General features: G+C 68.7%; 21 protein-coding genes and 1 pseudogene. 2 read left to right on the top strand and 20 right to left on the bottom strand.

All coding sequences use genetic code 11. The annotated features are described in order from the left end of the window. Positions 1-81 precede the first annotated feature (81 nt). Positions 82-2,427: a tetratricopeptide repeat protein gene (locus BN1701_RS12500; protein WP_082859819.1), complete on the top strand. Its 2,346-nt coding sequence runs from the start codon at positions 82-84 to the stop codon at positions 2,425-2,427. Here the strand turns inward: BN1701_RS12500 and BN1701_RS12495 are convergent. Together BN1701_RS12495 and BN1701_RS12490 are read right to left on the bottom strand one after the other, a co-directional pair. Further along, positions 2,396-5,257, bottom strand: a complete 2,862-nt coding sequence (locus BN1701_RS12495; protein WP_054048486.1) for a toll/interleukin-1 receptor domain-containing protein — start codon at positions 5,255-5,257, stop codon at positions 2,396-2,398. The two genes, BN1701_RS12500 and BN1701_RS12495, sit on opposite strands and share 32 nt — an antisense overlap. Beyond that, the gene (locus tag BN1701_RS12490; protein ID WP_054048484.1) at positions 5,250-7,751 is read right to left on the bottom strand and encodes a CHAT domain-containing protein; all 2,502 of its coding nucleotides are present in this window, start codon (positions 7,749-7,751) and stop codon (positions 5,250-5,252) included. Before BN1701_RS12490 ends, BN1701_RS12495 begins: the two co-directional genes overlap by 8 nt. Before the next feature lie 46 nt (positions 7,752-7,797). Here BN1701_RS12490 and BN1701_RS12485 point away from each other — a divergent pair, with 46 nt between their 5' ends. Then, positions 7,798-8,766 (top strand): TIR domain-containing protein, encoded by a 969-nt coding sequence (locus tag BN1701_RS12485; protein WP_054048482.1) that lies wholly within the window; start codon positions 7,798-7,800, stop codon positions 8,764-8,766. Between the two features lie 139 nt (positions 8,767-8,905). Here the strand turns inward: BN1701_RS12485 and BN1701_RS34275 are convergent. The 18 genes and pseudogenes from BN1701_RS34275 to BN1701_RS12395 form a co-directional block, all read right to left on the bottom strand. Beyond that, a protein-coding gene (locus BN1701_RS34275; RefSeq protein ID WP_172803410.1) for an IS5 family transposase occupies positions 8,906-9,702 on the bottom strand; the annotation gives its coding sequence in 2 pieces (ribosomal slippage) (positions 8,906-9,366 and positions 9,366-9,702; 798 coding nt in all). A 119-nt stretch (positions 9,703-9,821) separates the two neighbouring features. Further along, positions 9,822-10,073, bottom strand: a complete 252-nt coding sequence (locus BN1701_RS12470) for a hypothetical protein (protein WP_157367941.1) — start codon at positions 10,071-10,073, stop codon at positions 9,822-9,824. A gap of 81 nt (positions 10,074-10,154) precedes the next feature. Beyond that, entirely contained in the window at positions 10,155-10,340 is a 186-nt protein-coding gene (locus tag BN1701_RS12465; protein WP_054048477.1) for a hypothetical protein, read from the bottom strand. Between the two features lie 279 nt (positions 10,341-10,619). Beyond that, positions 10,620-10,937, bottom strand: coding sequence for a hypothetical protein (locus BN1701_RS12460; protein ID WP_157367940.1), 318 nt, complete (start codon positions 10,935-10,937; stop codon positions 10,620-10,622). Between the two features lie 97 nt (positions 10,938-11,034). Then, complete coding sequence (locus BN1701_RS12455; protein WP_054048473.1) at positions 11,035-12,186, bottom strand: hypothetical protein; 1,152 nt, start codon at positions 12,184-12,186, stop codon at positions 11,035-11,037. A 39-nt stretch (positions 12,187-12,225) separates the two neighbouring features. Next, positions 12,226-13,026, bottom strand: a complete 801-nt coding sequence (locus BN1701_RS12450; RefSeq protein WP_054048471.1) for a thiopeptide-type bacteriocin biosynthesis protein — start codon at positions 13,024-13,026, stop codon at positions 12,226-12,228. Positions 13,027-13,060: 34 nt separating this feature from the next. Beyond that, a complete protein-coding gene (locus BN1701_RS12445; protein ID WP_054048469.1) occupies positions 13,061-14,290 on the bottom strand; it encodes a lanthionine synthetase C family protein in 1,230 nt (409 codons plus the stop codon). After that, complete coding sequence (locus BN1701_RS12440) at positions 14,287-17,379, bottom strand: lantibiotic dehydratase (RefSeq protein WP_197672086.1); 3,093 nt, start codon at positions 17,377-17,379, stop codon at positions 14,287-14,289. Before BN1701_RS12440 ends, BN1701_RS12445 begins: the two co-directional genes overlap by 4 nt. Before the next feature lie 91 nt (positions 17,380-17,470). Further along, positions 17,471-17,632, bottom strand: a complete 162-nt coding sequence (locus BN1701_RS34270; protein ID WP_231949584.1) for an FxLD family lanthipeptide — start codon at positions 17,630-17,632, stop codon at positions 17,471-17,473. 81 nt (positions 17,633-17,713) lie between these two features. Next, positions 17,714-18,955, bottom strand: coding sequence for a methyltransferase, FxLD system (fxlM, locus tag BN1701_RS12435; protein WP_054048466.1), 1,242 nt, complete (start codon positions 18,953-18,955; stop codon positions 17,714-17,716). A gap of 201 nt (positions 18,956-19,156) precedes the next feature. Further along, complete coding sequence (locus BN1701_RS12430; RefSeq protein ID WP_054048463.1) at positions 19,157-19,912, bottom strand: Scr1 family TA system antitoxin-like transcriptional regulator; 756 nt, start codon at positions 19,910-19,912, stop codon at positions 19,157-19,159. Between the two features lie 29 nt (positions 19,913-19,941). Continuing rightward, positions 19,942-20,451, bottom strand: a complete 510-nt coding sequence (locus BN1701_RS12425) for a hypothetical protein (protein ID WP_157367939.1) — start codon at positions 20,449-20,451, stop codon at positions 19,942-19,944. Continuing rightward, positions 20,448-20,681: a hypothetical protein gene (locus BN1701_RS12420; protein ID WP_157367938.1), complete on the bottom strand. Its 234-nt coding sequence runs from the start codon at positions 20,679-20,681 to the stop codon at positions 20,448-20,450. Before BN1701_RS12420 ends, BN1701_RS12425 begins: the two co-directional genes overlap by 4 nt. 32 nt (positions 20,682-20,713) lie before the next feature. Continuing rightward, positions 20,714-21,211: a hypothetical protein gene (locus BN1701_RS12415; protein ID WP_054048457.1), complete on the bottom strand. Its 498-nt coding sequence runs from the start codon at positions 21,209-21,211 to the stop codon at positions 20,714-20,716. Continuing rightward, the gene (locus BN1701_RS12410; RefSeq protein WP_054048455.1) at positions 21,208-21,630 is read right to left on the bottom strand and encodes a hypothetical protein; all 423 of its coding nucleotides are present in this window, start codon (positions 21,628-21,630) and stop codon (positions 21,208-21,210) included. Before BN1701_RS12410 ends, BN1701_RS12415 begins: the two co-directional genes overlap by 4 nt. Next, the gene (locus tag BN1701_RS37260; protein ID WP_067520674.1) at positions 21,614-21,955 is read right to left on the bottom strand and encodes a hypothetical protein; all 342 of its coding nucleotides are present in this window, start codon (positions 21,953-21,955) and stop codon (positions 21,614-21,616) included. Before BN1701_RS37260 ends, BN1701_RS12410 begins: the two co-directional genes overlap by 17 nt. 503 nt (positions 21,956-22,458) lie before the next feature. Next, positions 22,459-23,193: pseudogene (locus BN1701_RS37255) on the bottom strand (sigma-70 family RNA polymerase sigma factor); the annotation flags it as partial. A 2-nt stretch (positions 23,194-23,195) separates the two neighbouring features. After that, positions 23,196-23,549 (bottom strand): hypothetical protein, encoded by a 354-nt coding sequence (locus BN1701_RS12395; RefSeq protein ID WP_054048453.1) that lies wholly within the window; start codon positions 23,547-23,549, stop codon positions 23,196-23,198. Between the last annotated feature and the right edge of the window lie 366 nt (positions 23,550-23,915).

Here is a 23,915-nt window from a genome sequence, read left to right as displayed (position 1 = left end):
CGCGACAGCGGCGGATGGCGCTCTCGTGTCCGGGGAACTCGTCCGGCCCCGGACGACCACCGACATCAGGGGTTGCGCCACATGTCTCGTCCCAACCCGACCAGTCGGGAACGCTTCCAGTCAGGCGTCGCCAGGGCGGTGTCGGAGTTGGGCGGTGATCGCTCGGCCGAGGAGATGAGCGGAGTCAGCAAGAGCGTTTGGTACGACGCGAAGAAGGGGCGCGCGGTCCCCGACGAGATCACCAACTGGCCTGCCATGCGCGACGTGCTCGCCACGGTCGCGGCTTCGCGCACCGGGGTCGCCGACTGGGATCGGCTGTATGAGGCGGTCCTGGTCGAGTCGGGCAGGCCCCGCCGCACCCCACCCGTTGTCCACGCTTCCGTCGGCGACGGCGGAACCCGATCTCGGCCGCCGCGTCAGCTCCCGCCAGGACCTGGTGTGTTCGCCGCGCGCATACGCGAGATCTCGTTGTTGAACAAGCTGCTGCGCGACGACCCGAGGCATGACACGGTGCCGATCGCCGTCGTCGTCGGTCAGCCTGGCGTTGGGAAGACCGCGTTGGCCGTGACGTGGGCTCACCGGTTCAGTGAGGACTATCCCGATGGCGTCCTCTACGCCGATCTGCGTGGTTGGGGGCCAGATGAGCCGGTCGCCGTCGAGGAGCAGCTTCCGGCCTGGCTGAGGGTGCTCGGCATGAGTCCGGAGACCATTCCCGACGACAATGACGCCCGATCGGCGGCGCTGCGCACCGTCCTGGACGGCAGGCGGATGCTGCTGGTGTTGGACAACGCCCGTACGGAAGACCAGGTCCGGCCGTTGCTGCCGGGCACGTCCTCGTGCGCGGTGTTGATCACCTGTAGGAACGGCATGCCCGGCCTGGCCATCCACCAGGGCGCCGGGGTCGTTCGGCTGGGCTTGTTGACCGCGGACGAGTCGCGCGTGCTCCTGCGGGACCTGGTCGGTCGCCGAGTGGACGAGGAACCGCGGGCCGCGGCCGAACTCGTAGAGTTGTGCGGACACCTTCCATTGGCGCTGAGGGTCGTGGCCGAGTCCGCACGGGCCCGGGACACCGTGACACTCGCGTCGCTGGTCGCCGAGTTGGTCGACGTGTCGCGCAGACTCGATCACCTTGACTCGGACGATCCCAGATCGGATACCCGCACGGTGTTCTCCTGGTCCTATGCAGGCCTGACCGACGACGCGGCGGAGATGTTCCGCTTGCTCGGCCTGTTTCCCGGCCGTTTCGTCGACGCGAACTCCGCGGCCGCGCTCGCGGGCATCGCCCCCGCCGTGGCGGGCCGACGGCTGCGCGCGCTCCAGCGCGCACACCTCGTCGAGGAGATCGCGGGGGAGCGGTTCACCATGCACGACCTACTTCGGCTGTATGCCATGGAAGTGGCCGTTCGCGACGAGTCCGAGTTCGCGATCGCCGACGCGCGCCAGCGGCTCCTGGACTACTTCCTGCACACCGCCTGGCGTGCGGACGAACTGGTCGTCCCGCAGCGGTACCGTGTCGCGGTCCCTGGCGCGACGCCGATTTCTCCCCCGTTCCACGATCACGACGGGGCGCTGGCCTGGCTGGACGCCGAACACGGCAACGCCGTCGCGCTCTGCGGACTCGACGTCGCGGAGCTGGACGACAGGCGTTGGCGGCTGGCGTTCCTGCTGCGTGGGTACTTCTTCCTGACCAAGCGTGTGCACGAGTGGATCGTCAGCCATGAGAGCGCGTTGGCGGCGGCGACTCGGTGCGGCGACCGGTTGGGCGTGGCGATGACCCACAGCAATCTCGGGGTCGCGTTGCACGAGCGGGGAGACGACGAGGCCGCGATGCGGCACTACGAGTCGGCGCAGCGTCTGTTCGACGAGATCGGTGACCACCACGGCGTGAGCAACGCGCTTGCCCACCGTGCGGTGATCTATCGCAGGCGGGGCGAGTATGAGCGTTCGCTGGACCTCAGTACGCAAGCGCTGGGCTTCTACCGTGCGGCCGGATCACTGCGCAACGTGGCGATCACCTTGCGCGGCATCGCCTTGGTGGAGATCGAGTTGGGCAGGATCGACGCCGCGGAGGAGCATCTGGTCGAGTCGCTTGGCATCTGTGCCGACCTGCGGATGGATATGGACTCAGCCAGGTCGCGCAGTACGCTCGGCCGCGTGTTGCTGATGGCCGGGCGGCTTGAGCAGGCCGAGCGAACGTTCCGGGACGCGGTGACCGCGGGCCAGGAGTGCGGTAGCGAGTATGAGGAAGGCCTCGCGCACTGGGGCCTTGGCCAGGTAGCTGTTTCCCGAGGCCACGATCAGTCGGCCGAACGGCACTTCGAGACCGCGCTCGGGCTGCTTGAGTCCGTCGGGGCGGCGAAGGCGGATCAGGTCCGCGCCGAACTGGCCGATCTGGTCAACCGTCGGCGTACTCGACCTTCTCCTTGATCCACTCAACGATCTGCCGGACTGTTTCGACGTCGTCGGCTGTCACATGTTCCGCGCCGTCGTCGTGGCAGTCGGCCAGGCCGTCGTAGGCGTCTTGTGCCAGGTACGCCGCTGCTTCCACTTGACCGTCCAGATGGTCTCCAAGCGCCAGGGCGTAGGCGAGGTAGGCGGTAGCCAGCATCGTCCGGGGATCGTCGGGGCCGAACGCGCTCACGCGGGCCTCCTGCAGGTCGATCGCGTACCCCTGCAAGTCGATCTCCGCGTCGACATGGTCGCCGTCGAGGCGCACGCCGTCCGGCCCGACCCCGACGGGTAGCGCGGCCGGTGTGCCGCCCGCGCTCGTGACCCCGTGAAGCGAGCCGTGGACCAGGTTGCGCAAAGTCATCCTTGTGCTGGGATGCCCCGGACCCTGCCCCCGTACTCGTCCCAGCAGCACGGACTCGAACCGGGCTTCGAGTTCTACCTGGCACTCTTCCTGGAGGATGAGCAGATTCTCCAATGCGTCCAGAGTGTTCGGATGGTCTTGGCCGAGAACCCGCGACCGTCTCTGGTACAGGTCTCGCATCAGCAACAAGGCCTCGCTGGGCATGGCGAGTGCCCGATAGCTCAGCGCTGTCCCGTTCCGGGTGTCGAGCGCGTACTGGTCATCCGGCCTGCCGACCCTGTGCCAGGCCGCCATCGCGCCCAGCCAATATCGGTGGGCGACGCGGCGGTTCCTGTTCTGTTCGGCAGGCGCGTCACCAAGATGTCCCTTGGCGATGGCCAGGTTGTTGAGAATCCGGAGTGTGTCCCGGTGCGTCGGACCGAGCACACGCCTGCTTCGCCGGTACGTGTCCCGCAGAATCGAGCTCGCCACGGTGTAGTCCCGGATGGCGAGGTGGGCGAGACCGAGGTTGGCCTGGGTGAGCAACACGTCCCGATCGTCGGGTCCCAGCTCGAGGGTCAGCCCGGCGGCCACCTCGTTCTCCATGCGCAGGGCCAGCGTGTGATGGCCCTCAAGACCGTGGGCGACGGCGAGTCCACTGAGAACGCAAAGTCTGGTGTACGTGTCGACAGCAGTCGAGCCCGCACACGCGGCGTAGAGAGCCTCGTAGGTGCGCAACGAGGCATTGGTATCGCCCGATTCCGCGTGCACTCGACCGGCTTCGCCCATGATGTGGCGTTCATCGCCCGTCAACGCCCAGCGGTCACCACCTGGCAGCAGGCCCGCGACAGCGCGCACGTGTGGCAGGTGATGGCCGACCTCACGATGCCGGTACTCCTCGCGGGTGGTCTCCATGACGGCGGCCAGTTCCTCCAGCGCGGCCGCGCGGAGCCGTGCGCGTCGGCTCGACGCCTCCGGGAGCACTCTGATCGCACGTGAGATCAACGCATGGACCGTGGCCGCCGCGGGCGTCAGTTCCTCGACCAACCCGCGGTTCGCGGCGACTCTCAGCCCGTCGGCGACCTTGTCGATGTCACCCCCCACTCCGCCCACCATGGCGCTCAGCAGCGCCATCGGGATCAACGTCGGCGCGAGGACGCTCGCCGCGCAGAGCGCGTCCCTCGCCGCGTCGGTGACCGCGTGGTAGGCGCGCAGCAACGCGTTCGAGAACGGAAGAGCGCAACCCGCGGGCAGTTCGTGTTCCAGGTGCGCCGCGTGCTCGAGCTGTTCGGGCTCACTTGACGACAGGTCCGCCAGCAGAGTTCGGTAGTCGGTGAAGTCCGGAAGTGTCGTCAGCCCGGCGGCGATGGTCAGCCCAAGTGGGTGCTGGCCGAGCAGTCCGACGAGTTCCGCCACCGATCCGCGGTCGGCGGGTTCAGCGGACCGGTAGGCGGTGAGCACCACACGGCTGATCTCCGGGCCGAGTGGACCAAGCGGTAGGCCATGGGACGCGAATCTTGTCAGAGACCCGCGGGTGGTGACGAGTGTGCGGCCTGCCCGCGTCGGTGCGTAAAGATCCATCAGGACGTCGCCGCTCGTCCCGGACGGCAGGTCGTCGAGCACCCACAGGTAAGGCTCGTCGAGTCGCTCCAGTGCGGCGGGAACGTCGTCCGGGCCTGGGACGCCCAGCCGCAGGGCGATGAGCCTGAGTTGGTCCTCGAATCTGGACCGGACAAGGTTGTCCCCGACATCGGCCGGGCCCGCGCTGCCTTCCAGCCTGATCACGAACACGCCACCTGGATGATCGCGCTCGAACAATCGCGCGTACTGCAGACACATCGCGGTCTTTCCCTGGCCGCCCAGTCCGTTCACCACCACCACGGGGTGGCCTCGGTCGCGATTCTTCGACCGGGCCAGCAGGCCCTCGTGCAACTCCCACATCTCGGCGTAGCGGCCACGGAAGTAGCTGTCTCCCGGTAGTTCTCGGGGATACCACTTCGGCTCGCGCGGCCTCGGCGCGTCCCCGAAGGTCCTGCGGTCGTGCCGGTGGACACCTGCGGCGATTGACGCTACGAGCTCGGCCGTCGGCAATCCGGAGCGGGGCAGCCTGAACCTGGTCAGCTGTCGAGGCCGGATGTCGTCCGGCGAGACTCCTTGAGCCACGGCCATCACCCGAGATGTGTCGCCCGCGTCGAGGTGATACGCCGCGGTCAACGCCATATGCAGTTCTTCGCGGCAGTGCGGACTGATCGGGAAGTGCGGGGTGATGAGGGCGACGAGTGTGCGCGACCGCAGCAGGGCCTGTTCGATCGAGGCACCGAGCGGCGCCCAGTCGCCGCCGCTGATCTCGTCGCGGAACACAGTCAAGCCCTTGGCGACCAAGGCAAGCCGTAGTTCTTCGGCGGCCACGGCGTCCTCGGACTTGTAGCAGAGGAATACGTCATAGCCCAGGCTGCCCTCAACCATCAAGATCACTCACCGTGTCGACTCCCACCACACACAAGCCTGCCCACTCGAACGGGCCGAGCTCAGGATGATCCGTCCGAACGCGACGCTGGGCGATGCGGACCGCCGCGCGGACCGATCCGCCCTCGCCGATGATCGAGAGCGCTTGGGCGCTGACGGCGGCCGACCCAGCTCCACCGATGGAACCTGTGCCCGCGACGACGGTTCTCGCTCCACCGAGCAGGGCGCCCATCGCGACGCTTAGTGGGTCCGTACCGTATCGGCTCGCCGCGGTGCCGCTCCAGCATCCGTTCAGGAAGACCAGTGGCGGCAGTTCCCGTCGCGCCAGCTCGTGCATCGTCGTCCGGCCACGCCCCAGAGCTGACTCTTGGCCTGCTTCGTCACCATGACCGCTGATATAGAGCAACGACGCGGTCGAGAGCTCCGCCAGGTCCGAGATAGGACGGTGGCCGTCTTTCCATGCGTCGAGTGCGGCCAGTTCCTGGTCGTATCCGCCGAGCGTGGGGTCCAGGATGCTCAGTGCCGGTCCGGCGATGGCACTGGTCCTGCGGTTCATCACAAGGCGGGAGGTGTCGAGGCTCGGTGTGAGCATCAGTTCCGCGATGTCCGACAGATAGGTCTTACCACGGGTGAGTGCGCCGAGTGGGAGCTGCCACAGCCGGGGGTCAGGGCACACGACGACCGAGCGGGGCTCGAGTTCGGTACCCGCCCAGATCTCGTCGGACGGGAAGAGGAACGATCCGAGTGCATCCCAGGTCGCGCGTGTGATACCCCGTTGCGGCAACACCTCACCCGACCGCAATCTTCGTAGCAGGGCATGGATCGGGGGAGATGCCGCCTGAACCGATGTCCGCCAACCGGTTCGGTGTGTCCAGACCGAACTGACGCAGCACCAGTGGTCGGTGTCCTCTCCGACCTGGACCATGACCACGACATCGCCGAGTTCACCGAGCATGTCCGCTGTGGGCAGGGTGCCCGGCAGCGGCAGGTCGGGTAGCGGGGCTGGACCGGTTTCCCGTAGCAACGCGGCCCCGACCTCCGCCGCGGCGGAGAAAACGAGGTCAAGACGCGCCGTTTCCGTGGACGGCATCGCCATGTCGGTCAGGCCAGCGTCCGGATAGCCGCCCACGAGTAGTTGGTTGAGCACGTCCGCGCGCCCGGTCTCGATTATCTGGGCGACGGCCGCGGCGTCGTCGGTCTCGGCGTGCACCAGCGCCGCCGCGAGATAGATCTGCTCGCGTTGGCCGTGCAATGACCAACGAGGCCCGGGCTCCCGCAGTTCACCCCGCTGGATGTCGGCACCGAGCAGAGCGGCCCGGCACGCGACGAACCTGATGTCGGGCGAGCGCAACGCATGTTGGGGCACGCGGTAGATGACGAACAGTGCCAGCATGGTCCGGTTCAGGTCGCGTCGCACGCTTGCGGCTATCGTGAGGACGAAACCCAGGTGAGCGGCCGCGGCGTGGGGATCCTGGCCGAGGTCGAGCAGGTTGCGGGCCAGATGGCGGCGCCACCGCAGTGCTTCGAGCCCGGAGTCGTCCAGGTATCGAAACGCCGCGGCGGCCAGGGTGTCCGAGACTCCGTTGTGATCACCCAGTTCCTGGAGCACCTCGGCCTTCTCCAAGAGGATCTGGCCCAGTCCGTACGCGTCGCTCTCAGCTCTGCACGCGGCCTCCACCCGGATGGCCACCGGGAGAGCCTCGTCGGCCCTGCCCGCTTCCCGAAGGCAGGTGACCTGCCCGATCCGCGCGATCCGCACATTGCCCGGGCTGCGGCCGACGAAGATCGCCTCAGCTCGCTGATACGCGGCCAGAGCGCGATCCGGTCGCCCGATCATCTTCTCGATCCCGGCCTCGCGCAGCGCCACCTGTCCCTCCGTGATCGAGTTCACGGCCTCGTCCTGGGCGAGTGTGCGGGCCAGTTGCACACACTCGAGAGCGTCGCTGAGCGCTCCGCGCTGCCGGAGCAACGCTGAACGCTGTAGCAGAGTCAGCACGCGCGCCTGTGGAATGGCGGCGACTCGTGGGTAGCGTTCGCACACATCGATCGACCGCGCGGAGCAGGCCAGTCCTGCGTCGTAGTCCGCCGTGGCCTCACGGATCGCGGCCAGTTCCCGCCAGGCGCGGGCATGGTACAGCGCGGTCTCATCCCGCAGGGGCGTCGTGAGCGCCACGTGGTTGCACATTTCCGCGGGGACAAAGCGGGCCCGGACCCGGTGGTGCTGGGCGAGGAAATGGACCGCTGAAGCTGTTTGCTCAGTATCGCCGTTGCGCCTGGCCGCGCTTCGCTCGGCGAGCAGCATCCGGACCGCTGTACGGTCGTCGCCGCTGTGCATGGCCCGCACGCCTTCATCGTGGTAGAGCGCGGCGAGGCCGCCGACATCCCCCGCGGCGTAGAGATCGCGCGCCTCATCGTGGCCGACCCCTGTTCCGGCGAACGCGACGATCGGGTCGAGCAACGTGTCGAGCAGTTGCTCGGCTGGTCCGGCGCTCATCAAACCATGTAACCACGCGAGGTCGGCGGGATGACATCATCAGGTGATGACCAGTGATCCGCTCGCCGCGGTGATCAGATTTCCCAACGATGTCGATGAGGCTGCCCGAGCGGAACTGGCCGATGCGCTGCGCGCGCGTGATGTCCCAGTCGTCCATGGCCTTGACCTTGGCGATCGTGGGCCCCTCGACGAGTTCACGCAGGCGGTTGTCAGTGTCGCGGGTGGCTTGGCGGACAAGGTCGGCGACTTCGCCTTCGCCTCCCGGAACTGGCTCGACGCGCTTTCCCGCGACGCCACGGATGGCGCGCTCCGGTGCGTGGAACTCGAGGATCGGGACAGCGGTGTCACGGTCCGAGTCACGGCGTACGACCCCGACGAGGCGATTCGGATACTCAAGCCTTTCCTGGCTTCGGCCGGAGATGAGCCGGTCAGCTGGCTCGGGACGTCTTGGGGTGTGCGTCAGAAAGCCACCCGCGCCGACGAACGACGGGTATTCGTGGTCCACGGTCGGGACAAGCGGGCCCGGCGCGCGCTGTATGACTTCCTGCGCGCGATCAATCTTCAGCCAATCGAGTGGCCTGCCGCGCTGGGTTTGACTGGGCAAGGCGCTCCGTACATCGGCCAGGTGCTGGACGCCGTCCTCGCCACGAAGGTGCCGGTGATCGTGTTCCAGACCCCTGATGACGTCGCCTACCTCAAGGTCGAGCACGCTGACGACGACGAGGACCTCGACGTGCGGCCCGCCGGACAGGCTCGGCCGAACGTGTTGTTCGAGGCGGGCATGGCCATGGCGTTGTGTCCGGACCGAACCCTGTTCGTCGAGTTCGGCAAGGTTCGCCCCTTCACCGACCTTGGCGGACGCAACGTCGTGCGGCTCTTCGACTCGCCCCAGCGGCGAACGCTGCTGGGGCGGCGCCTGGCCGACATCGGCTGCCCGGTGGACGACAGCGGCACGGACTGGCTGACGGCGGGTGACCTCACCCCGCCGAGCACTACGGCGATGCCTCGGGGGTAATGGCGCGACGAGACTCCTGCGGTAAGGTCTGGACCAATCTGGACGATCGTGCCGCTACGAGGGGCAGGGTGAGGATTGTCCGCGTCACCGCGACTGAGGTCGTTGTTCGAACCAATCCGTGGGCTGCTAAGAGCGCGTCTCATGTGGGGAGTTTCTTGAACGCGACCAGGGTGGCGGCGAGTGTGAGGAACGCGGTGAAGTTGGTTGCGTGGCGCTCGTATCGGATGGCGAGCCGCCGGTAGTTGAAGGTCCAGGCGATGGTGCGTTCGATGACCCACCGGTGCAGGCCGAGTTTGTCGCTGGTTTCGATGCCCTTGCGGGCGATCCTGACCGCGATGCCTTGGTCGCGGACCCATGTGCGCAGGTCCTTGATGTCGTAGGCCTTGTCCGCGTGGAGTTTGTCGGGCTTGCGGCGCCGTGGTCCGCGGCGTGACTTGATCGCGGGGATCGCCATGACCAGCGGTTTGAGCGCGGCGGCGTCGTTGGTGTTGGCCGCGGAAACGGCCACCGACAGCGGAATACCTCGCCGGTCGGATAGGACGTGGATCTTCGATCCGGGTTTGCCCCGGTCGACCGGACTCGGGCCGGTCAGAGATCCCCTTTTTTCGCGCGGACGGACGCACCGTCCAGAACCGCGCGGGACCAGTCGATCAAGCCCTGCGAGCCGAGTTCGTCGAGCACCGCGCGGTGCAGTCGCCGCCAGAACCCGGCCCTGGTCCAATCACTGAACCTCCGATGCGCGGTCGGAACCGTCACCCCGAACGACGGTGGCAACAACCGCCACGAGCAACCGCTGGTCAGTACATACACGATCGCGGTGAACACCGCCCGGTCATCGACCGGTTCGGTGCCACCGCCCTGCCGACGAGGCTCGAACGGCGGAACCAACGGACCCGCCAAGGCCCACAACTCGTCCGGCACCAACCGCTTCGCCAACACGGCCACAGCTCAAGATCATGTCAGAACCGACCATCGAGATCCACATGAGACGCGCTCTAAGCACCTGGCCAGGAGTAATAGCAGATGACGTCGCACACCTTCAGAACATGGAGAGGTCACAGCGGCCGGCTGTCGTCGCGGCGGGTGACCGCGTGGCCAGGGACGAGTTGGTCAACCACCATCACCCTGGCCTTCCACTCGTCGGCGTGACCGATCGAGTAGTTCACCACCGCCAGCCACGCACCCGTGTCCGCCGCGCGGAACCATCCGGACACGAACGCGCGCACGGTTCCGCCCGTGCTCAATCCGTCCGGGACGACCGTGTCCGGGTCGGTCGGGTGCGGCGGGAACGGCGTGTCCAACCGCACCCACGCAGGGGTCTACTGCGCGTGGCGTCCTTGCAGGCCGTCGCCGCTCCAGCGGGTGTAAGGAGTGTTGAGCATCGGGTCCTACGCCGTGGCGGCGGACTTCAACAGGTCCACGTAGGGCGCGTCGTCAAGTTCGGCCCGCTCGGGGAGCTGTGCGCGCGACGTCAGGTGCCATGACCCGGTGGGCTCCCCCGCGGTGGCGCACGCGGTGCACCGAAGTTCGAGTTCCCCGGAGTGCATCAGCGCCCGGAATCCGGTGGTGGCCAAGGGGGTTGGAGGCCCTGTCTGCAGGCTGCGGGCAGGATGGCGACGCGGCCTCCGAGGCCGTCGGAGCGGTACCTGAGTGAGCCTTCGGTGGTTGACTGGGATCGCGCCTACATAGTACAAAACGTACCACCCGGTAGAACGTATGTTCGAGTCGATCTTTGCTGGTCGCGGTGGGTCAGCGTGCGCGTGCGAGCAGTTTCCGGGCATGGGTTTCTGCGAGTTCTTGGGCGCGGCCGCTGCTGCTGGCGTAGGCGTAGAAGTGATGGATGGCTTGGCCGCTTACCACCGAGTCCAGCTCGTCTCCTTGTCTTTGGCCTCGACACCTTCGACTTCTTCGATGGGGTGGTCGCGGTGAGCCAGGCGGCTGGCCCCGATCAACAGGTTGGGAGGCCCGATCTCGGTGTCATCCCCGCTGACGCGGGCGTGGCAGATCCAGTAGTGGACGACTCGGAAGCCGGTTTCCTCGTCGCAGCGGACCAGAATGTGGTCGTCGAGTTCGGCGAGAAGGATCTCGGCGCGTTCGGGTGTGCTGAAGGTTCCCGCGATGTCGCCGGTCCCTGTCGGCTGTGCGCGGACGACGGCCCAGGTGGTGCTCATGGTCGCCATGATGTCGGTTCCTATCCGAAGGGTGGTGGAGGTTCGCTCGGTCGGGTGAGCGAGCTCGGGGGAGCGGTGTTGCCGGAACGCGCCGAGATCATCGCGGGTCCAGCGACGCTGGCATCACTGTGAGAAGCCGGGCGAGCTGCGCGCCACTGGCACACACGGCTTGGTCGATCTCGTCGAGGTCATCGGCTGGAATGGCTGCGCGGTGTAGACCTGACGACTCGACCATGGTGGCCAGTGTGCGTCTGTCGTAGTCGGAGGCGATCCACCCGCTGTTGGGGTCGTTCAGTACGTCCCAGGCCAGGTAGGCGTCGGCGGTGTCGAGGGCTTCTCGACAGATTCTGGCGGCTACCTCGTGTGCTGCGCCGGTGTTGGAGTTGACGGTGAGTTCGAGGACGGCGAGCCCGAGCCGGGTTCGGAACACCGCCTGCCCTGGTTCCGGGGCGAGGTGGAGGTAGTGGTTGACCATGGTGGCGATCTTTGTGCCGGCGGGTTGCTGGTTGATGGTGCGGCACCGGGCGTGCAGGTGCGCGGCGACGGCTTGTTCCCAGGGCTCTGGCGTGTTGGTGGTGTCGAGGATGTTGATGGCGCGGTTGAGGTTGCCTGCGGTGCTGTGGGCGAGGATGGCGACTTGGCGGCCGTCGAGGAGCCGGGTGCCGATGCCCTTGTGGTGTTCGACGTGTCGGAGGGCGGCGTTCCATTGGCCGCTGGTGGTGAGGGCTCGGGTGCCGTCGGCCAGGAGCACGGTCCAGAGGAATCGGCGGAGTTCACGGTGAGCGTCGGCGGTGTCGACCAGGCCGCCAAGATCGATGTCGCGCTCGTCGATCGTCGTGGCGGATCCGGTGCGCATGGCGTCGTAGGCGCGTTGGAAGACCTGGTAGGCCCGGTCGCCGTGGCCAGCTCGGATGAGAAGCCTGCCGAGGTTGATGATCGGTTGGAGGGCGAGTTTCGCGGTCTTCGCGGTGAGCGGTGCGGCGGCCTGGAAGATGTCGTATTGCTTCCAGCACAGCTGGTTGGCCATGTCGGTGAGGCCGCAGTCGCTGAGGATGAGGGCTGCCTTGTTGTGGGCTTCGGCGGCTGCGACGACGCGGTCGACGCGTGTGCCGTGGGATGCCGCGTGCGCGAGGTCGCGGATCTCCTGGACCCGTTGTGTGAGTGCTCGGCAGGGCGGGCGGGGGCGGGGAACGAGCGGGAACCACTGTGCGATCCGCCCGTCGTGGCGCGTGTGACCGGCTACTTGCATGGCCACCTCCTTCGTGATCACGTAGCTGGGTTCGGTGGGTTACTGGTCGAAGACGGCGGCTTTGGCGACGTGTGCGAGCAGGCTCTGGGTGGTGTGGGGCAGGCCGATCCGGTTCCACGCGAAGATCACGTGCTGGGCGAGCACAGCGCGCAGGCCGCGTTGGAGGACGCCGTCGCGGGCCATGTCCCCGAGGTTGGTGCCCGCGTTGGTGAACGCGGCCTGCCAGTCGGCCAGGAACGCGAGTGGCTCGTTGTCCTGTGTCAGGGGTGTGGTGTTCACGGTGAGCAGCCGCCGCAGACCTGGCTGCAGCGCATAGAGTCTGTCGGGCGGTGTGTCGGGTGGCAGGGACCGGTGTTCGGCGACGCGGGCCCAGACGTCGCCTTGTTCGTGCCAGTCCAGGCCGGCGGCGCGCATCATGGCGCAGCAGAGCAGGACCGCCAGTTCGCGGCGCTTGTCCCCACCGCCCGCTGTGGTGGCGAGGTGTTGCAGGATGTGGTGGCTGTCCTGGTGGAACAGGGTGTGGGCGGTGTCCATCGCTTGGGGGCCGCCGAAGGCGTGGGTCTCGGGTTCGTAGATGGTCTCGACCCACCGTGCGATCCGCCCTGCGGCGTGGAGGGCGTCGAGCCGATGATGGATGAAGGCTGCCGCCTCCGTCGTGGCGTCGTCGGCGGGCAGGAACCGGAGGCGCCAGCACGGGGCTTTTCTGACGAAGAACCAGGAGACGATCCGCCCGCTCGCCTCGGTCTGCGCGAGCATCGGGGCGAGTTCGGTGACCGCGGTGTGTTCGGCGGTGTCCCAGGTGTCGAAGTGGATCAGGACTTGCCGCCAGGCCTGGCTCACGCTGTTTCCCTACTTCCGTGGGGGTTCTGGTTTGTTAGGCCAGGAGTAGGCAGGCGTCCCAGGTCGTGACCGGTGCGGTCGCGGTCCCGGCGGTGTGTAGTGCGAGTGCGATACCGGCTTGGCCGTCGAGGAACTCGGGATCGTCGGGTGCGGTGTCGACGTGGGCGAGCAGCCGGTCGGTGAGGGCTGGCAACTCTGCGGCCAGGTCCGGATCGGTGTGGTCGGCGGCCATGCGCCACGCCGTCTGCAGGACCCCGGCGACACCGTGGCACAGGCCGCTGTCGGTGAGGCGGTCGAGCTGGGCGGTGTCGCGGAGGCAGCCGAGCATCGCGGTTGCGGCGTCACGTTGGCGTGGCAGGTCGCCGGTGGCGAGTCCGGCGAGTTGCTGGGCGCGGGCGACGCCGGGGGTTCCGTAGCACCAGGACGGCCGTTGCCGGTTGGGCCGGTCGACCTGGCCTGCGCGGGCTTGGGCGTGGGTGAGGTAGCCGGGCCACCATGATCCGGCGTCGTCGTGCTGGCGCCAGGCGTCGAGCCAGGCGTTGATCCGTCCAATCGCCTCGGTGTGCCCGTCCACGACGACTCCGTGGCGCAGTGCCAGGGACAGCAACGCCAGGACTGCCGTGATGCCGTGCGACATTCCGGTGTTGGCGTGCCCACCGGGGAAGTCCGGGCTTGATACCCCGTTGGGTGAGACGTCGGTCCACCAGCCGGGCAGCTCGTCCGACCGGCCCGGTGGTGTGGTCAGTCGGACCAGGTAGTCGAGGACGGTGCGGGTGATCTCGTGGTCGGGGTGGCGGTGCAGGTGGTGGCTGCCGAGCCCGGCGAGCCCGCGGATGAGGTCGAACTCGGCCAGCAGTGGCCGCTCGCCGCGATCGATGCGAGCGTGGGCGGCGTGGACTCTGCTGCGGGTGAGCGCGGTGACGTTGGTGTCGAGTTCACCCAATGCCCGCGCGTACTTGCCGGGTTGGTCGGCCGCGGCGTTGGTGATGAACGCCAGGGTGGGGGCGCCGAAGTACAGGCCCGCGTTGTGACCGACGCTCAGCCCGTCCCGTGCGGCGGCCGAGAGCCAGCGGTGGGCGACGGCGGGGTCGCCGTGGCCGCAGCGGGCTCGTTCGATGTGCAGCAGGGCGATGCCGGCGGCCCCGCCGGCGAGGGACTGCGGCCTGTGGCGGCCCATGCCCGCCCGGTAGACGAGGGTGGGGTCGGCGAGCCGGTCGGCGATGGTGTCGGCGGCGGCGAGCGCCTGCGGCGCGGGCGAGATCATGAGGGTTCCTTCGACGGACGCCGGTCACGGTGGGTCCAGCTCAGCGCGGCGGCGCGGGCCAGGCGCGCGCAGGTGCGTTCGAGGTCCGGCGAGGTTCCCGCCATGCGGACGTGGTGCAGGTGCAGCAGATCCGGCAGAAGCGAGTCCGGGGTGATGTATCCCTGGGCAGTGAGGGTGGCGCGGTAGGCGGCCAGCGCCGTGCGCCGGTGTGTCCAGGTGGCGGCGATGGGGCCGCCGCCGGGCACTGCGCGCAGGGCGGCCTGATCGTGCGGATTGGCCAATCGGATCGCCTGATCGAGTACGGCGCGGTCGAGCGCCGGGGTGGCGGGAACGCGGATGCCGTCGGTCAGTAGGCGCATCCCGGCTTTGGTGCCGCCGGCGAGGCCGATGGCCAGGTCGACCATGCTCGCGGCGATGAGGGCGTGCTGGTGCGGGCCGCCACGCCGCCCGGCGGCGTCGAGTTGGGCGAGGGCGGCGGCGGAGTCGGCGGCGAACACCACTTCCGCCGCTCTCATCGCCGGCCCGTGGCCGAACCGGCCGGTCTCGGGGTAGTAGGTGTCCCATTGGACGTGCCCGAGCAGACCTGCCTCGCGCAGCCCGGCCGTCCACAGTCCGATCGTGGTGGCGATCCGGCCGAAGTCGCTGTCGCCGAGCCGGATTCGCAGCCGCAGATGCGGCGCCGGGTCGTGGTAGCGCAGGAACCACCAGTCGGGTTCACCGCCCATTGTGGACAGTAGAACCGGGATGTGGTTGGTGAGGATGGTGGTGTGTCGATCCGGGTGGCTGTAGAGCTTCACGTACTGCCACCCGCCCGTGGCGGGAAGGTGCCCGTGGTCGCGGCGGATCGCCGGGCCGCGTGGCATCACCCGCGGCAGCGGTGTGACGGTGGCGGCGAGGGGGATCGCGATGTCGTGGGCGCGTCCGTCGATCCAGCCCATGGCGCTGGTGTCCGGTGCTTCCCGGAGCTGGACGTGCCCGGTACGGTCCAACTCGGCGCGCAGCAGGTGGAGGTGCGCGGGTTCGGTGAGGTCCACGCGCAGGCGGCGGTCACTGTCGCCGAGGTAGACGGCGTCGGGCAGGCGGTATCGGTGCCGCCAGGTGGTGAGGCTCTTCGCCCAGTCCTGCCACGGGGCCGATGGGCTTGGCAGGTCGGTGGCGGTGAGGACCCAGCGGGCCGGGGACAGGATGGTGCGTTGGTAGCGCAGCCTGGGCAGGAACGGTAGGCGACTGGCGGCGCCCCAGGAGAACGCGGTGCACGCCGCGGCGCGGGCGGTGCTGATCTCGGTCAGGAACCGCACCAACGGGTGGCTGTGTTTGACCAGTTCCACCGCGCTGAACAACAACGGTTCCACCGCGCGCCGCCGCGACATCGACATCAGGTGCAGCCGCCGGGCGTCCGCGGTCACCGCGAGATCGTCGATCGGGACCAGGTGCGTGTCGGCGTGCCGGGGCGGGTGCTCGGCGAGGGAGAGGACGTGGGGGAGGACCCGGGGTGTCCTGGCGACGTTCTCCGCCCGTGGGTACAGCGGCGGGCACGACAGCTGCACCGGCAGCGCGTTCTCGGTGATCGTCGGCAGGCCCTGGTAGGCGCGAAGCATCCGGGCGCGATCCTCGGGGGCGAACGGGTCGAGAAACCGACCGGCCGACAGGCCCGCCGACCGAGACACACCGGTGACGACCAGCTCGAAATCACCGCGCAGGAGGGCGTCGAGGGTGGGCGCGTGGACCCGGACCCGCAGCTGCGTGTGTGGTTGCACGCTGGCTGTGCGCAGGTCGTCGACCGCGAGTTCGGTGATCATCTCGTCGTCGAGCACGATCTCGTGTTCCTGCTCCATGGCCGCTTTCTGGGCCAGGCCGAGCAGGGCGCTGTCCCGATCGGACATTGCCCGCCCAGCGGGCGGTGGCTGGAGGGAGTCCCGGTAGCCGGAGGGAAAGCCGAGGCCGGTGTCGGGGTTGACCAGGTCGGTCACGGGGACGACCGCGTTGAGGCCGAACCGTTCGAGGAATTGCCCGTGGTAGGTCTGCCAATTCGGGGGGCCGAACGGTTCGGGGGTCAGCCGCACCAGTGCCGCGGCGGCGGCCGCGGCCTCCCGGGCGATCGTCTCGGGCAGGAGGAGGTCGCTGTCGAGTAGCAGGTCCGGGGCGAGTGGCCGTTCGGTACCGGACACGGCTGCCATCGCCGCCTCGGTCGCGGCTCGCAGGGTGTGGTTGAGCGCGGGCACGCTGGACTGGTCGTGAGTGGCCAGGTCTGTGTGAATCGCGCGCAGTGCGTCCACGAGTTCACGGGTGTCGGCCGGCGTGTCCGACTCTGCCCGGGTGAGGGTGGCGATGACGTGCCCGAGCGGGTCGGTGCTGGTCATCGGGGGGCGCAGCTCGGTGCGCAGGACACCCTGGGCCACCAGGGTGTCCAGCACCCGGTCGATCGCCGACCGCGGCTGGTTCGGGAAGTCGATTGCCAGTGTGGCCGCCAGGTCCCCCAGCACGATCGGGTCCCGCGCGCTGGTCATGACACGGGCGACGACATCGAGGCACCGGATCGACAGGTCCACCGGTTCACCGCCGCCACCATCAGCCTGGCGGTAGGCGATGACGAGCGAGCCATCGCGGGTGAACGCGACGTTGTGCGCGACCACCACCAACCGCTGCCGCAGAACGGGGTCGGTCTCCAGGCGCGTGATCACCGTGGCCAGCCACGTCGTGTCCACCCTCGTGGTCACCCGATGGTCGTCGCCGACGCGGACCACCGGGCCATCGCCGAAGGTGCACGGCGCGATACCGGCGAACAACCCGAACGGTGTCGACCGGCCCTGCGCGCGCAGCAGGTAGCGGGCGACGGCCAACACCGCGCGCCGGACCTCGCGTTCGGGCCGTGGCTGTCCGTCGCGGATCTGCCGGACGCGCCGGGCCAAGGCCGGGCTGGCCGCCTCGACGGCCGCGGCGAACTCCGTGGACGCCCAGACCTGGCCCAGCCAGGCCCGCCACTGCTCGATGCCCTCGATCGAGGTGTCGGCCAAATCCGGCCAAGGCATGACGGTGGGCTGGTACGCGGATGCGCGCAGCAGCACCGCGTCATCGACGACGTGGAACACTTTCGCTCCCCACAACGCAAAGCCGTGCCCGGCGGCGCGGCGCGCCGCCGGGCACAGACCTCTACCGGACAGGTGATCGAGCGGTCTCGCTCTACGGGCAGGAGTTGCAGGCCGACTCGCACGTCGCGCCGCAGCCGTCGTCGGTCAGCCGCAGCAGGTCATCGACGACCCCGCCCGACTCCACGATGGTGATGTCAAGATCCCAGTCCAAGTCCGCCGTCGCCGTGGGCGTGTGATCCATCTGAATGGCCACGGAACCTCCCTTTCGATGTGATGGTGGTGTTTCGTTCCGGGCACCCGGAAAGGTGCCCGTAAGCCAGATCCCGCCCCTCGGTCAGGGCCAGGAAATGACAATCCGGGTGTGGATCTTGTCCACGACCAGCCCGTCACCCAGCCCTGCCGCTGGCGTGGCGGCGGGATGGACCTCGATCCGCGCCCCGGCACCGTGCCGGTGGTCGCGGTCCCAGACGCGCAGCAGATCGACGAGCTCCCGCGCGAGGTCCTCGGCGTTCGGGCCGTGCGCCAGCACGCCGGTCTCGAAGTCGTCGGTTCCCTCGATCGGACGCTTCATCCGGTAGGCGAAGCCGGCGCCGCGCACGATCGTGGGCACACCCCGAATCGCCGACGGACCGACCAACCCGCGCTTGATCGCCGCTGACGTCGCGGTGAGCAGACCGAAGCCGGGGGAGGTGGTGGCGACGAAGAAGTCCATTCCGTCGACCTGGTCGAACACCACCCCGGACCAGCGCTCGACACGCGGGCCGAACAACGACTCCCGCAGGGCGTCTGTGTCGAGTTCATGGGCGCCGTCGACCCGGATGCCGACCTCGTTCCCGTCGAGCGGCACCGTGCGTTCCACGTGTGCGCCTGCGCCTTGCATGGGGACGAACCCGCACAGGCGGTAGCTCAGGCTCACCAGGTGGTCCCCGTCGCGCTCGAACGCGACCGACCTGGTCAGGCCGCGCAGCCGCAGCGGGAGCACGATCCGACCCCGATCGGTGAGCTGGGCGATCCACGCGGGCGGGATGTCCCATGCCCCGGCGGTCACGATCACCCGATCGAACGGGGCGCGATCGGGCACACCATGCTCCGCGTCGGCCAACACCACCCGGACCCGCTCATATCCCGCCTCGGCCAAGCATCCCCGTGCGCTGGACACGATGTCGGAGTCGATGTCCACCGAGGTGACCTGGCCCGACTCGCCGACCAGCTCCGCGATCAACGAGGCGTTGTAGCCGCCGGTCCCGATCTCCAGGACACGCATCCCGGGCTCGATCCGCGCCTGTTCGAGCATCGTGGCCTGGATGTGCGCCTCGGACAACGAACTGATCGCCGCGCCCTGCCCGTTGCGCTTGGTGACGATGGCCGTGGTCGGGGCATAGACCCGCTCCGCTGGCTCGCCCACCGGCGCGAAGACATGCCGGGGCACCGCGAGGACCGCGTCCGCGACACGCTCGGTGACAATCGCGCCCATCCGGCGGAGTTCGTCGACCATCGCCGCGCGAAGCACGTCGATGCGCGTCGAGGCGGGCCCCGGGGTGTCACGACCAACAGCGTCATCTCGGAGTGTGTTCATGTGATCACTCTTTCAGCTCTCTTTGGGCGGTGTGAGGGTGTCCCGGTCAAAGACGGACTCGCTGGGCGAGCCCGATGCTGGCGACGCGGTCGGTCGAGCTCGCCGTGGATCAGGTTCGACCAGAGCACCGACAGGTCGGGCGAGGCCTCGGTCCAGTGCGTGGCGCGCCGATGCCGGTGCCGAGGTCTCGCGCCGGCCGGGTCATTCCGGCGTGGTGGCGCGTTGGGTGATGAGTCGACGGCTTTGTTGGGGGGTGAGGGCTCGGGTGGTGAGGGCTTTGGCGTGCCGGCGGTAGGCGAGCACGGTGTCCCCGCGGTCGAAGATCAGGTGCGAGGTGCGCAGCCGGACCGCCACGGCGGTGGTGCGGTCTTCGAAGGTCAGCAGCTCGAAGGACTCACCGATGGGACCGTGGTCGAGAACGCGCAGACACACGGTCGGCACACGGGTCAGCGTGGCCAGGTCGGCGCGTTGGTCGTCGGGCATGGCGGCCAACGCGAACGCCGTGACCAGAAAGGTGTAGCGAGTGTTCCCGAGTGGGCGACTCGTGGCGATGGCGTGGGCGGTGGAGGCGACCACGGTGACGCTGGTGGCCAGGCTCGCCAAGTCGTCCAGCGCGGCGGTGTCGACACCGTGTTCGGTGCCATAGCTGAGGAGCAGCGCGTCGCTGTCATGACCCCGGCGCTTGGCCATGCCGAGGATGCGGTCGCGCCGCTCACCGGTGACCCCGCACACCGCGAGGACCGCGACGATGTCCTCCAACCGCACATTGGTTGTGCCGCCGACCACCCGGGAGATGCTGCTGATCGACACGCCGACCCGTTGAGACATCTCGGCATAGGTCAGCCCGCGCTCCTTGACCGCTTGTCGCAACGCCACGCCCACGATGCGTGCGCAGAGATGCTCAGATTTCTTGTAGGGCACCGGTCGCGGCGGGTCGAGCGTGATCTTGTCGAGCATCCTGTGTCCAATCGAGACGGATAGCGGTGTCACACCGTTCTTGCGTCGATGGTGAGCCGGCGGTGTAATCGCCCTCGGGTCACCGGCGGACTCATGCCGCGCAGACCCGCGAGGACCGTGATCGCCGCTGGGGTCAACCGGACATGGCGGTGCTCGGCCCACAGCCGTAGCGGACGCAACGACGACGGGTGCGACACCGACATCGCGACCAGATCGACCGTCGCACCATCGACCGTCACCCCATCGAACCGCGCCGGGCCGACCTGTGCCTCGCTGTCGTTCTCGGTGGCGTTGTCGGCATCGTTCTCTATCGCGGCCAGGATCTCGCTTGCCCGCACGCCGAGCGTGTCACACAGCTCGAACAGCCTGGCCACGGTGCGGTGACGGGTGCCCTGCTCGTAGGTCCCCAACGTCGTGTGGTCGATCCCTACGGGCAGCGGCGCGATCAACTCCAGGCGCCACCAGTCTCTGGCGTCGCGCGCGGGGTGCAGCAGCTTGCCCAGCAGTCGGATGCGGCGATCACCGTGTGTCGTGGTCACCACCGCTCCCATCCGCCGCGATCGGCCAGCATGCGGGCGATCGCGGTGTCGGCGAAGACGATCGCGCACTCCGGGCACACCAGCGGCGCGGGCTTGCCGTCGGTCGCCTCGGCGACGGTCCCGCACAAAGCACGGGGCCAACCCGGCGCGACGAGGTGTGCCCGCCCGCGGTAGAACGGGCTGCTGCCCCACGACAGCCGCCATACCGGCTCAGCGTGGTGGTGGTTCATGATGGGCTCCCCGAACGGGACGGCGGCGGCTGTCACGGCGCACCCGGCACAAGGTGGGCGGCGCATCGAGCACACCGGACCAGCCCGCTGCCGTGCGATACCCGCGCGGGATGAGTCCACGCCCGGCACAACGCGATCCAGCGCGGCCCGTCCTCGGTGGCCAGGGTGCGCGGTCGACCGTCCTCGGTCGCGATGTAGTGCAGGATCGCGGTGACCGACCCGACCGCCTGAAACGGCCGCACTGGCGCGGGTCGGTCCTGAGTCCAGGCGGCGAGCACATCGCGGCCGAGCGCCGTCAGGGTCGCCGAGCGCCACAGGTCGGCGCCTCGGGGTGGATCGAGGCAGACGAGGTCGTCGCGGCGCAGCACGAACAGCGCGCTGATCAACCAGGCCGGGGCCGCCTCGTCGGTCCGCGTTCGCAGCGGCGTGGTGAGACCGTAAGCACCGACCTGATCGCGTTCGACCATGCGCAGCGCGCGCAGCAGTCCGGGCTCGTAGAGCGGCGTCGACGGCCGCAGCGCCGTGGTCACCGGAACCACCCAGTCGCGGCGCGACGGATGGCGGTAACGGCGGTGTCCCACGGCGGCAGCGCAGGCGAGATCGGCCGGGTCAGCCAGCTCCGGTCGCCGCCCTGGTCGGTCAGGGGCAGGAGCAGGGGCGTGCGGCGTGGCAGAGCGCGAACCCGCGCGTCGGCGAGGCTGGGTGGCAGCTCCAATGGGCCGCACGCGATGGCGGTCAGAAGGGTGCAGCGGCGGGTGCGTGCGTCGAGGAACAGCGGTGCGGTCGACACGGCCTCGGCGACCGCCGCCGCCAGTGGCTCGGGGAAAGTGAGGGCGTCGAAGTGCTCGCCGACGCCGATCATGATGTTGCCGTGTTCGTCGGTGAACGCGTCCCACCCGTGCTGCCGGTACTCCAATAGCGCCCGGGTGAGGTCATGCCGCGTGGGCATCCGTGCCGCCGATCGCGGAGCGGTCAAGGTCGTGATCAAGGTCGCGGTCATAGTCGATGTCCTTGGTGGTGGATCCAGCGAATACGGCGTGGGCGACCACCGCGTCGCGGAGCGCGGCACGTAGTCGGCCCACCGCCAGAGGGGTGAAGGCGAGAGCGCCCGGACGCGATGCGTTGAGAACGACGCCTTCGGCGCGGATCTGGACCCGCACTAGCGTGTGTCGTCCTTCGTGGTCGCGGCAGCGGACCGTCCAGAGGTCGCGGTCGCGTTGCCACCGCAGGCGGCTCAGCAGCGCGATCCACGGCAGGCGGCGGGCGCGGGACATCACGACCGCCGCCAAAGGGATGGGGCCGGTCCGCACGACTGCGCCCGAGTGGTCAGGGCGGTCGGGGGACGGTCGCGCGGACCGGCCAGGAAGGCATCCACCCTGCTCGGGCGCATGACATGGGAGGCGCATGCCACGCGAACCGCACAAGCAAGGACGGAATGCCGAGAACAGGGATGGGACCCGGGCGATTGGATGGACAGGGGATCGCCAATGGGGACGAGCGCATCGGCGCGGACACCATGCTGGACAGCCAGCTGTGAGCCTGCACGTGCAGGTTTGTTTTCTGAGCCGGAGATCTGCCCAAGCGCCCGGTTCAGGTTGCAATGGGTCGGACGAGTCGACGCTGCCCGGTCTGTGATGGCGTCCTCTTTGGATGCTTTGTCTGACTGGACCTGTCCGGTGTGGGTTCGTCGGGTGAATGTCCGCCGACACCAGGTCTTGCCGCGATGTGATCGCAGCGCCCGTGTGGTCGAGGTGCAGTGGCGGCGGGGGAGTGTGGTGTTGGTGTCGGCGAGTTCGGCGGACAGGGCGCGGCAGCGTTCGCAGTCGTCGAGGTGGAGTTCGACCTGGGCGGTCTCGCGCTTGGACAGTCCGCCGCGGACCCAGGCGCCGAGTCGGTCGGCGGTGGCGCGGCAGCGGTCGCTGCTGTTTTCGGCGAGGTGGACTTGGAGGTAGGCCTGGCGGAGTCCTTCGCGGGCGCGGTAGGCCAGGGCGGAGACGCCGTTGGGGGTGAGGCCGAGGATGGGGGCGACCTGGGCGGGGTTCTGGCCTTCGATCTCGGTGTGCCAGAGGACGGCTTGCCAGCGTTCGGGGAGCATGGCGAAGGCGCGGGCGGCGAGGCTGCGTTCGAGTCCGGCGACGGCGGTGTCGGAGAAGGGGACCGCGACCTGGTCGGGGTTGACGCCGCTGACCTGGGAGACGTCGTCGGAGAGTTCGACCTTCTTGTCGCGGCGGGTCTTGTCGTAGGCGGTGTGGCGCAGAGCGGTGAGCAGGTAGGCGCGGAAGGCGGAGTCGGGGCCGCGGCCTTGGCGCAGGGTGTCGAGGACTTTCGCGAACGCCTCGGACACCAGGTCGTCGGCCTCGGCGGGCGACCTGGTGAGTTGGCGGGCCAGGTTCCGCGCCGCGCCGACGTGCCGCTCGTAGAGCGATCCGTAGGCCGACACGGTCCCGGCGCGGACCAGGCTGGCGAGGCGGCCGTCCTCAAATTCCGGGAATTCGATCAGTGTGGTACTCATCCTCAGCCGCGCTTTCGGCGAAGTCGCCATACTCGTTGTTGAGTCGCGCGATCTTGTTTGCTCCACGAGGTCTGCACGAGATAACCGCGCAGGGCAAGGCTTCCGGTGAACGCGTCGAGGTAGGCGTCCAACACCACCGAGTCCGCGACGTCCACCTTGTTGAGTCCAGGGAGCGTCGTGGTGTTGAGGATGAGGACGGTGTCCTGGTTGTCGGTGGTGGCTCGGCCGTCCCACTTCAGCCAGCATTCCAGCCAGGGATCGGTGATGACCAAGATCGGGACCCAGGGGCTGGTGCGCTGCGCAGGTGACAGTTCGGCCCGCGTCTTGGCGACCCTGGCGGCAGCGATCAAGGCCACTTGCTCGGCATTTGCTACGAGAGTCCCGACATTGCGCAGCGGTAGTTCCTTGCGACCGCTCGATGCCGGTTCGCTCAACCTCGTGGTGCGTGGATTCGGGTGCATTAGGTACCTCGACTGATCGTTGGCCGATGTCAAGACCTCAGGGCGGCATGCGCGTTGACTACGACCGCTGGCCACAGTTGGCGCGGGGCGGCTGGTCTGGGTCATGTTCAACGCCAGACGAATTGCGTCAGGGGCTGGCAGAACGCGGTGCAGGTGTGCGGGCGGGTGCTCCCATGGCACGTCTGGGTCCCACCACGCCGGGGCCTAACGGCGAGAGAACCAATGCGTCGACGAGCCCGTCGTGGTCGCGGGCAAGAGAGA

This window comes from Alloactinosynnema sp. L-07, from assembly GCF_900070365.1.
Taxonomy (GTDB): domain Bacteria; phylum Actinomycetota; class Actinomycetes; order Mycobacteriales; family Pseudonocardiaceae; genus Actinokineospora.
The sequence above is the reverse complement of the archived record's forward strand: the minus strand, read 5'-3'. Positions and strand labels throughout refer to the sequence as shown.